The organism is Leptolyngbya sp. Heron Island J, from assembly GCF_000482245.1.
GTDB lineage: Bacteria > Cyanobacteriota > Cyanobacteriia > Phormidesmidales > Phormidesmidaceae > Leptothoe.
In genome coordinates this window covers 1-10234 of sequence record NZ_AWNH01000002.1, presented here as the reverse complement: position 1 = coordinate 10234, position 10234 = coordinate 1, and the positions used below count along the sequence as shown (strand labels likewise).

6 protein-coding genes are annotated in these 10234 nt (G+C 47.3%); 5 read left to right on the top strand and 1 reads right to left on the bottom strand.

Features of this window, described 5'->3' with window-relative positions:
* Positions 1 to 47: 47 nt before the first annotated feature.
* The gene (locus N836_RS40105) at positions 48 to 1697 is read right to left on the bottom strand and encodes an IS1634 family transposase (protein WP_031292849.1); all 1650 of its coding nucleotides are present in this window, start codon (positions 1695 to 1697) and stop codon (positions 48 to 50) included.
* A 55-nt stretch (positions 1698 to 1752) separates the two neighbouring features.
* On the opposite strand from N836_RS40105, the gene N836_RS40100 reads away from it, so the two are divergent.
* The 5 genes from N836_RS40100 (at position 1753) to N836_RS40085 (ending at position 9260) form a co-directional block, all read left to right on the top strand.
* Positions 1753 to 3060, top strand: coding sequence for a CHAT domain-containing protein (locus N836_RS40100; protein ID WP_152532013.1), 1308 nt, complete (start codon positions 1753 to 1755; stop codon positions 3058 to 3060).
* 367 nt (positions 3061 to 3427) lie between these two features.
* A complete protein-coding gene (locus N836_RS40095; RefSeq protein ID WP_161634905.1) occupies positions 3428 to 5716 on the top strand; it encodes a S8 family peptidase in 2289 nt (762 codons plus the stop codon).
* Between the two features lie 135 nt (positions 5717 to 5851).
* Entirely contained in the window at positions 5852 to 6328 is a 477-nt protein-coding gene (locus tag N836_RS40090; RefSeq protein ID WP_023070109.1) for a hypothetical protein, read from the top strand.
* A 55-nt stretch (positions 6329 to 6383) separates the two neighbouring features.
* Positions 6384 to 7400 carry a tetratricopeptide repeat protein gene (locus N836_RS0136670; RefSeq protein WP_023070108.1) on the top strand — a complete coding sequence of 339 codons (1017 nt, stop codon included), beginning with the start codon at positions 6384 to 6386 and terminating at the stop codon, positions 7398 to 7400.
* 240 nt (positions 7401 to 7640) lie between these two features.
* Positions 7641 to 9260 (top strand): serine hydrolase domain-containing protein, encoded by a 1620-nt coding sequence (locus N836_RS40085; RefSeq protein WP_023070107.1) that lies wholly within the window; start codon positions 7641 to 7643, stop codon positions 9258 to 9260.
* Positions 9261 to 10234 lie beyond the last annotated feature (974 nt).

Below are 10234 nucleotides of genomic sequence, written 5' to 3'. Positions count from 1 at the left end.
CCGACATTCCGCCCTCTTAAGTGGCACATTGACAATAATGCGTTTTCTCAACAGAGTAAGTAGTAGGCTTGTGAAGCAGAGCCAAGGAAACGCAGAATGTTTCGGTGATTTTCGGTCAGATTTACGATCTGCTGTTGGCCATTAATACTGACCATATGAATGGCCATGAAACATTGAAAGACCCATCGTAGCGTCGGCGTTTCAGTCAGTTTACCAAGTTGGTTAGGCAGGGTTTCATGGGCAACTTTCAAAGCATTTCGAAGTTGTCGCTGGCCTAGATTATAGACCAGTAAACACAGGCCCATAATCATCCCCAACGCCATGATGCGCTCAGGGGATTTAAGAAAGACACTGGAGGTGAAAAATAATGGGTCTTTTAGAAACCGAAACCCTCGCTCGGTGCCCTGTTGCGCCTTATATTCGGAGAGAATCTCATCGGTTGAAAGGTGGATTGAGTCAGTGTCTGCCTCCTCCAGAGGGATCTCAGGTGATGCCAAGACATTGGTGGCCAGGATAAATCGTCCTGCTCTGCGCCGTTGCAGGGCGTCGGCCTCAGGGTCGAGTGTCAAGGTGGCCTGAACGTGATAGCTCACGGAGGTCGGTGGGGCGGTTTTGGCCGGTCGTCCGGGGTGGCCATAGTGAGCCTGTTTAACGATGTTAGAGTCCGTGATGAGATGGTAGTTTAAGGTCTTCTCAAACCGCTCTACTGCCTTCTGGGCATCCGCTTCACACGCAAACGGTTGATGGCTAAGACGGTCTAACTCAGTTTGTTTGCGTTGGGTGGATTTGGCGCACCGCTTCTCCCATTGTTTCAAGTCCGAGGCTTGACGGTGGCTCGATTCAACCACAATCCACCGTTGCTGTACATCGCCATAGGTGCAACACACCTCAGCGATGCGATACCCGTCGCGCTGACTGGGACGAAAAGCACTGTCGTCGATGTCTTCAATCAGGGCATTGGCTTGGGCCAGGGTTAACGGTACCCGAGAGATCCACCGCAAGCTTCCCAATTGCTGCACATTATCGGCACTGTAGAGCGCCGAATCGGCAACATGGACCCCTTCAAACTCCCATTGTTGCTGGAACTCGCCGAGGAGTCCGGCAAAGCGAGCTTTATCCGATTGATTCCCATCGGCCAGTTCGAGGAAGGCTGGGATATCGCCATCTCCCCAGCACACCAGATTCATCACAAACTGTTTCAAGTCAGGGCGATGGTCACGCGAATAGCCATGGCAGACTTGAATCGGCACCGTTGCGGCTAGGGAACCCGTATCAGTCGATTGTACATAGTCCCCAGACACACTCATCGACGTGGCATCTAAGTGGGCTCGCTCACAGCTAACGTCAAAGCGCTTGACGGCTTCCAGGCAAATGGCCAAAAACACAGATGTGATGCCCGTTTGATAGAGACGATCTAACACACGCCCTAAGCGATCATCATTCAGATACTGAGGCAAGACATCGGAGCCTAGCAGATGCTCGGTGGCTTTGCTTTCGAAAAACTGCTCGAACAAATACAACGGGGCAGATACAAACCCCAACCCATTCAAGATCATCGCTTTTACTGCTATCCCGGCGCTGATCTGCTCATGCGGATCTTGGCCAAGACACTCATTGATGGTCTCAACCACACCCAGCTCATCGACAATACCCGCGACGATGCCTAGATGGTCTACGGTTTGGACGACGATATCGATAAGAGGCTACCCTTTGCGACGATGTTGACGTGTATCATCGCTCATTATTCCAAATGTGACAATCCAGAGGGCGGAATGTGGGTTAGAGACGGTCCAGGCAATGATTCCCCAAGATGCGGCGCTGGTGGAGATTATCCGCTACGTTCCTTTTAGCCACCAGGCAGGCGCAGGCGCACGGTGGGGCAGTCCACGCTATGGGGCTTATGTGCTGCAGGCGGTGGGGCCACCCCAGTGGGCTGATTTGGGAGAAGCTGCCCTGATTGATGCAGCCGTTGCCGATTTACGCAGTGCGATCGCAATCCAAGCCTCCATCGATCAACTCAGGCCCCTAGCTCGCACCCTGGATGCAGCTCTGATGTCACCCATCCGCCCCTTGTTAGGAGAGGCCAATAGCCTGTTGTTATCACCAGACGGTACGCTGAGTCTGCTGCCCTGGGAAGTGCTGGTAGATGAACAGCAACAGTATCAGCTAGATCGTTACTCTGTTAGCTATTTAACCTCGGGTCGCGACTTACTACGGCTGTCAACCACTTCCCAGCATCGCCAAGCACCCCTAGTGCTAGCCAATCCTGATTATGATAATGCGAGTCGCCTCATAGATAGCTCACCCGTAGCAGTCAGCAACAACCAGCATCTCCGCTCTGGTGACCTCGCATTTTTGAACTACAGCCCCTTGCCAGGCACCCAGGCTGAAAGCGAGGCCATTCAGAACTTGCTACCTGATGCCACTGTGCTGCTGGGTATGGCGGCAACAGAAACTCGCCTCAAACAGGTGCAGGGGCCTTATATTTTGCACGTAGCCAGTCACGGATTCTTTTTACCTGACCAGGAACTGGCACTACACCAACCGTTTTCAGGGAATTTCTTCAGCCCACCACAGTATCAAACGTTCAAAATTGAGAATCCGTTATTGCGATCGGGGTTAGCTTTATCAGGGTTCAATCGTCGCCGTAGCGGTCGTGATGATGGTGTCTTAACGGCATTGGAGGTGGCTGGCTTAGATCTGGGGGGCACCCAATTAGTTGTCTTATCTGCCTGTGAGACAGGGCTTGGAGACATTCATAATGGCGAAGGGGTATATGGCTTACGGCGGGCGCTAGTGATTGCTGGGTCTCAAAGCCAAGTCATTAGCCTGTGGAAGGTCAGTGATTCAGCCACAAAAGCCATGATGGTGGATTACTACCAACGTTTACTAACAGGGGCAGGTCGGCAGGAGGCCCTGCGTCAGGCAAAAATAACATTACTGAGGAATACGGACTATCAACACCCATATTATTGGGCCAGTTTTATTCTTTCCGGGGACTGGAGCCCTCTGGAGAAGGCATCCCTGGCAGGAGGTATTTCTGATCATGATCATTTGTAACTGGGTGAGGACAAAACGCTAGCATCTCCTGTTTGGTAGATAAAATTTGTTTAGACAAACCTGGTTTAAGTTGGCGATCCAAGCGAGTACTCTGTGGCGTAAGGTTGTCCACTATCAGAGGTGGATGGGTGGATGAAATAGCTGTCAAATTTCTGCCATCGGGTACTAGTTTTGGCGTTGCTGATCCTCGGGATGATTTTATCGACAACGTGTGGGTATGTGGCATTTTTGACAGATCGTTGCATCCCCTAAGTCAGCAACGGCATTATTTCTAGATGCCAAGGCCCACTCTGCAAGCGCAGCTCTACAGTCTCCCAATTTTGGGGGAGAGTTAACAATACTGGCGGTATGGATGGAGGTATTGACCATGATCAAGCAGTTGTTCTCTTGGATGCTCTTAACCACTAGCATCTGGGTTGTAGATGGATTTCGCCCTCCCCAGCAGTTAACAGTGACGGCTCAGCCTGAACTCTCTGAGCAATCTGAGCAATCTGGCGAACTTTTCTATTTTTACTTCGATCAACAAATTCCACTCAGGTCTCGACAGGATGCGATCGCAGTTGAAAGCGAGTCCAGCAAAGAGCGGGGAAGTTCAGACAGCCCCTTCTATTGGCGGCTACAGCAACATTTGCAAGCTAATCAGATACGGGGACAAAGCGACAACATTGGCGATATAGACGTCACGCCAATGAGCGAGACCTATGTAGACGTCACGCCACTGGGCGAGACCTATGCTCTGGTGACATTAAGAACAGATGCAGCAGCAACCCTCACAGAGATTCAGCAGGAGATCAGACAATTCCCTGACACCAAGCGAATACTACCCGTATTAACCCGCCAAAATTATGATGAAATTCTGGTCTTACCAGACGAAATTTTAGTCAGTTTTGAGCCTACCCTCTCACCCAGTCAAATTCAGACAATCCTGAGTCAACAGAATCTAGAAGTGATTCACCAGCTGCAGTTTGCAGAAAGCCTTTACCTAGTCCGTCCTAGATTCGTATCCGGTTCACAAGTCTTGCAGGTTGCCAACCAGCTCAATCAGTTATCCGACATAGAATACGCAACGCCTCACTTTATTCAATCAATTTCCCAAGAAATACCGCCATCAACCTGGGAGTATAGAACTCGCTTTGAGACTTTGGATGCGGCTCAATTGATGGCTTCCCCAACAGATTTGTCAATGGTACAACAATCCATCGCTCGCAGTGGTCTCATTCCACTGGAGTGGCATCTTCACAGCCAACCGTTATCACAATGTTTAGAACAAATAACGTTCGAATCCGACTCGTTACTAGGTGATTTGGTACAGTGTTCTGCCGAGCACTCCCGTCGCGAGGTAAATGGATCAACACCTCGTACAGATATTCGTGCGCAAGAAGCCTGGCAGGAAAGCAATCATAGCCGCGAGGTGGTAGTAGCTGTAATTGATAGCCTGATCCAATGGGATCATCCCGACTTGCAAGACACACTTCATGTCGTTGATAGCCCCGATCAATGTCCTGGCGAAGTGCATGGTTGGGATTTTTCTGGAGTTGGTACAACTGACTTAAACAACTCACAAACCTGTCCCGGCGATCCTGATACACGCATCAGCCAGGACGAAATCAAACAGTTACAGCCTATTTTTCAAGACATCATGAAGGTGCTTCAGCTATCCGATCAAGAGCTGCTCCAAGAGCTGTTTAAGGATATTCCAGAAGAGTTAAAAGGCATCATCTTTTGCCCACCAGGTCAACCAGATTGCTCAGAGCAGGAAATTGTCCAGAGATTTCGCATCATCCTGGCTCTGGGACTAAGCAGCGAGTTTCATGGCACCATGACCGCTGGGTTAATCGCAGCTCAGTCATTTCAAGAGCAAGGGCTGAGCGGTGTGGCTCCCAACGTCAAACTTTTACCAGTACGTGTTGCAGGTCTGGGTGGCGAGAGTACGACGGTGAGCTTGCTCCATGCCATCAGGTATGCAACGGATCGAGGAGCTGAGATCATTAACCTTAGTTTGGGTCGCCTATTTCCCAGCCCCGCCATCGCCCTGGAGATTGACCGGGCGCTCAGGGAACACCCCAACCTGATCATTGTGGCTTCAGCAGGTAACGATGGTATGCCAACTGTGGCATTTCCTGCCGGTTTACCTGGCGTCGTTGCCGTCGGAGCAATCACATTGGAGGGCAATCGAGCCCCCTATAGCAATTTTGGTGGTTTTGATATTCCAGGGATTCCCTCTTTAGATGTTGTTGCTCCCGGAGGAAACCTTTGGACGCCACCTCTGGTGGGGGGCATTCTGACCACAGGAGGTACTTGGGTCGATGATTTATGGCGTGGGATAGATCTGCCCACCCAACGGTGGGGAACCACCTTGGATTATAGAGGGGGATATCTGTGGGTTCAGGGCACTTCTTTTTCAGCTCCCATCGTATCAGGCACATTTGCCCTGATGAAAGGAGAAGATACAGAACACCTTCTCAGCCGAGAACAGTTAATTTCTATCCTCAACGCAACTGCAAGTTATGACGGGCTAACGGTATCTGAAGAAGAACAACAGTTTTATGAAGAGCTACGTAGGCAAGGAGAGCTGCCTGCTTCACTGTCAGTAGAGCAGTTCTTCTTCGGTGGTGGGTTAGTCAATGCAGAGGCTGCCCTGAGGGAAGTCAAGTAATGCTTGCTGGTCAAGGTGGCGTGCAATGCCACCCTGACTAGCTGGCCGTTGCTGTTGTAGCGGTAGCGGCTACACTCATAAGTTCCTCACAATATTTACCTAACCTTAAACGAGAACTCATTGAATAGTAGAGATATGGCAAGCGATCTTTATAGTACAGTTTATGACCAAACTGCTGTTGAGCAAAATGAACAGAACAATACTCATGGTTGCGGGTTTACCGAGCCCAGGTGGAGTTCTGAGGAGAAATCTTACGAAAGGACCACAATTCAGCGAATTCAAGAAACTTCGGCAGCTCACAAGCAACCGACAGATTGTCCTTGGACACAATTAAAAGTCGTTTTAGATGTCCAACCTGTTGCCCCTAATCATCAAGTAGGTGCTGTCTGGACTGTTGACCAATGGAAGACAGTACGTTGGTCAGAGGCCGTCTGGCAAGAAAATAAGCCAGACTCTTATGGAGGATATAGTGAAATATGGGAGGTGGAAATGGTAGACTCACAGACACCTACTCCCGTCAAATTTTGGTATGCATTGTATGCAGAAAATTCACAGGGTGTGAGAGTTTGGGACAACAATAGCGGTTTGAACTATGAAAAAGTTATTATATAGGCGGTGTGTTGCCTGCAAGGGCTATATGTTTTTGGCTTTTGGCTAACATGATCGAATGACTTCAGAATCTTATCAAACAGCTATCGCCAAAGCTAGCGAAAAGGACTACAAGGGTGCGATCTCACTTTTTAATCAGATATTACAAGACCAGCCTGATTTAGCCGAGGCCTATTATCAACGAGGGCTAGCCTACTTTAAATTAGGAGACTTCCAGGCCGCGATCGCAGACTACACCAACGCATTACGCCTTGAGTCTAATGAAGCCAAAGTTCACTTTGCTCGGGGGTTAGCCCATTTGTCCGCAAATCAAGTGGAGCGGGCAATTGCTGACGCCAAACAGGCTATTCTACTCAAGCCTGACTATGCAGCAGCCTATAACCTGATCGGTACGGTACGCCAACGCCAAGGAGCCGCCCGGAAAGCAATCGCCAGCTACAAAAAAGCTGTGGAATTCTACCTGGATCAACGTGATATTACTAACTGCCGCCGTTGCTTGGGCCACATCCGCGAATTGCAAGTTCAGCCTCAACCTGCCCCTGAGCCCGTCCAGTCTGCGCCCCTGATCGATCCCCATAAATTTCTCAGGCAAGCTGTGCAAAAAGCGAAACAGAAGAATTATCGAGGCGCAATGGAGGATCTCGATTGGGCATTGGAGATTGATCCGCTAGATGTTTGGGCGTACGTTAGTCGAGGAGAAGTGAAGGCAAACTTTGGCGATTTGCAAGGAGCAATTGAGGATTCTCAACAAGCCGTAGTTTTGTTTACCCAACAGGCTAACCAGGAAATGGCGGAGCAGATGCGGCAGACTGTTCAAACATTCAAAACAGCGCTACAAAAGGCCGCTAAACGTACTTGGGCTTATCAGGTGATGTCAGTCGAGAGAATGACTCGCCCAGATTTTGGAGTGGGTACGCCCAGTCGGGCCGTGCAAAAGAAACTCCTGCGGTTGGTGGGCGATGACCGAAAAATTGCGGCAGGGTTAGTCAAACGACTGAAACTGAAGCATCCTGGCAGGCCAGAGGATTGGTATTGGGAAAAGGCAATTTATGATCTAGAGCGCGATCGTTCTTAAACCCTTGATTATCTTTGATATAGGACGGGAATGGCTTTAGAACAAATGAGAAAACGTCACGGTGTCAGTGATGAAATCCACCAAGAAGTGCTTGGTGAGATCACTTCAGCGATAGTCATGAGGGCGTGAGGATGGAGTGCTTGCGTACGCTACGGTTGTGGTAGTAGTTTAAGGGTTGTCGGTTTATGTCGAGAATTGGCTAAACTGGGCAGATGAAAATATGTCAGAAGTAAAAAAATAATGTCGTTCATTACCAAAGTCGATGAGTTATTCATCCAGTGGGATAAACCTGATTCCCCTGGATGTGCTGTTGCTGTTATTCAGAATGGGGAGATAATTTACCAGCGTGGCTATGGTATGGCCAACTTGGAATACAACATTCCTATTTCTCTTAATTCTGTCTTTGATATCGCTTCTAACGCCAAGCAATTTACAGCGATTTGTATCGTTTTACTAGCTAGACAAAAGCTTCTTAACTTAGATGATGAATTGCAAAAATATATTCCAGAAATTCCTCGATATAGTCAGTCAATCACCATTCGCCATTTAATCGATCATACCAGCGGTTTGCGCGACTATTTAAATCTAATGTTCTTTGCTGGGATGAAGTTTGAGAACAAGTATTCTAATGAAGAAATTATTGCCTTAATTGCTCGACAACAAAGCTTGAATTTCGACCCTGGAACCGAGCAGTTATATTGCAATTCTGGCTATATTTTGCTGGCAGAAATTGTGAGACGTATCTCTGGAAAATCTTTACGTGTATTTGCTCAGGAACATATTTTTGCCCCGCTAGGAATGAAAAATACCCATTTCCACGATAACTTCAAGGACATCGTGGAAAATAGAGCCGTTGGATATGCTCTAAAAGATGGGGGTGGTTTTCAGATAGATATGTCTTTTCACGATTTTTGTGGAGACGGACAGCTTTATACGACGGTCGAAGATTTAATACTTTGGGAGCGAAACTTCTACCACAATAGCTTAGGTGATTACGGACAAGATTTAATTGAAGAGGTCACTACTCCACGTAAACTCAATAATGGCAAAGTTATAACAGGTTCATTTGGGTTGCAGATTAGCAGTCACGGCGGCTTAAAAACAATTACGCATGGTGGCGCTTGGACAGGTTATCGAAGTAATTTTATTCGATTTCCCAATTGCCAATTTTCTGTTATCTGTCTGGCTAACCTAAGTACGATTGACCCAACTAACTTAGTTTTTAAAGTTGCTGATATATATTTAGAGAATGATTATATCGAAGATATTATTAAACCTATTTCGCGTTCTATTAACTCCATTAATTTGCCCATAGCGGAGCTACAACTCAAAACTGGATTCTATTACAATCCTACAACTGGAAGCATATGGAAGCTAGAAATAAAAGATGAAAAATTAATGGCTAAACTAGCATGGATGTATTTTCAACTCGTTCCGATTGACACCAATCATTTTCAATCTATTGATAATGAGATCGACTATGACATTGAGTTTTCTGAAGATCTTACTCGAATGATAGTCCGAGTAGATTCCGGCAATGGTATTAAAGCCTATACTCTTGAAAAAATGCTAGATACTCCAAAAGATCTATTGACAGATTATCTTGGCACTTATTATTCTGCTGAATTAGAGTCTGAATTTAAAATAACTTCAGCAAATAATAAATTATATTGTAAGAACAAAGGCTGTTCACCATCTCATCTCAGAGTTGTCGGGCAAGCCCTCTTTCTTGTATATCATGTAAATGTAGATAGTATACATACAAATAAGTTTGAATTTGTGCGAGATCAAGAAGATCGAGTCGTCGGTTTATATCGTTGTTGCGACAGGGTACGAAAACTCTATTTTAGCAAACAATAAATAGACAAGGGTAGTAACGAGTCTACTGGAGAAATTCATACAGTTATGTGGTTTGCCCTCAACAATATCAATGAAGTAATCGCTCATTCTGCAACATTTAGGAGGTTGGATTATTGTGTAGTCAATCTCGAGACGCAGCCTAACAACCGTGTTGCAGTAGAATGCGCTAGCCTTTTTCGCTGAGTTTGACAGGTTATCTGCATCCGCTGAACACGACCGTTAGCTCTCTTGATCAGTAGCAAGCGCAAAATCTTAGAGCAATAGGCTTAGGTGTGGAATTCCACACCTAAGCCTATTGCTCTAATGAAAGAGTATGTTTGGAGAAGCTTGGCTTAAGGCTATAAACAAGCTCTTTGGCAATCAGTGTCCATGGCCAGTTACATTCTCCTAGGCTCGGGCTATTCAGCAACCGGCTCTAGAGCATTGGTCTGGCAATGGGAGTAATGTGGAGGAAGCGTAGCAGCGTCTGTTGCAACGGGCTAAATTTAATAGCCTCGTACTCTGTGGCGTAAGTTTGCCCACTATCCAATGTGGATGGGTGGATGGGTCTGCCAAATTTCTGCCATCGGGTACTAGCCAGCAAGAGAGAATGTAGCAGCGATCTTGAGAAACAGCTTGTTGCAATCTAAAAGATTCTAACGAATAGGTAAATTAGATTCCTCTCAACTACTGACGGTGGAACGAAAGCTATGCTCATGTTTTCTCTTCACCGTCTTTCTTCTGTGGATGAGTGATGGGGTAACGGGGGAATTATTTAAGCGCGGGAGCCTTACTACTCTGGAAAGTAAATTTATTGCCATATCGTAGATGGGTTCGATAGGCTGAATTAACGTCTCCACCCCCGATCAATTCGCAAATGAACAAACGTCATCTTGAGTTAAGCGCCACTGACCGCAGCGACCTAGAAGCCCTTTTGAGCAAAGGTCAACTGGGGGCACGGCAATTCAAACGAGCGACTGGTCTGCTGGAGTTGG

What these genes read in the sequence shown, in the direction of transcription:
- N836_RS40095 (WP_161634905.1), top strand. Translation starts at nt 3,428, where the DNA reads ATGATCAAGCAGTTGTTCTCTTGGATGCTCTTAACCACTAGCATCTGG.
- N836_RS40090 (WP_023070109.1), top strand. Translation starts at nt 5,852, where the DNA reads ATGGCAAGCGATCTTTATAGTACAGTTTATGACCAAACTGCTGTTGAG.
- N836_RS0136670 (WP_023070108.1), top strand. Translation starts at nt 6,384, where the DNA reads ATGACTTCAGAATCTTATCAAACAGCTATCGCCAAAGCTAGCGAAAAG.
- N836_RS40085 (WP_023070107.1), top strand. Translation starts at nt 7,641, where the DNA reads ATGTCGTTCATTACCAAAGTCGATGAGTTATTCATCCAGTGGGATAAA.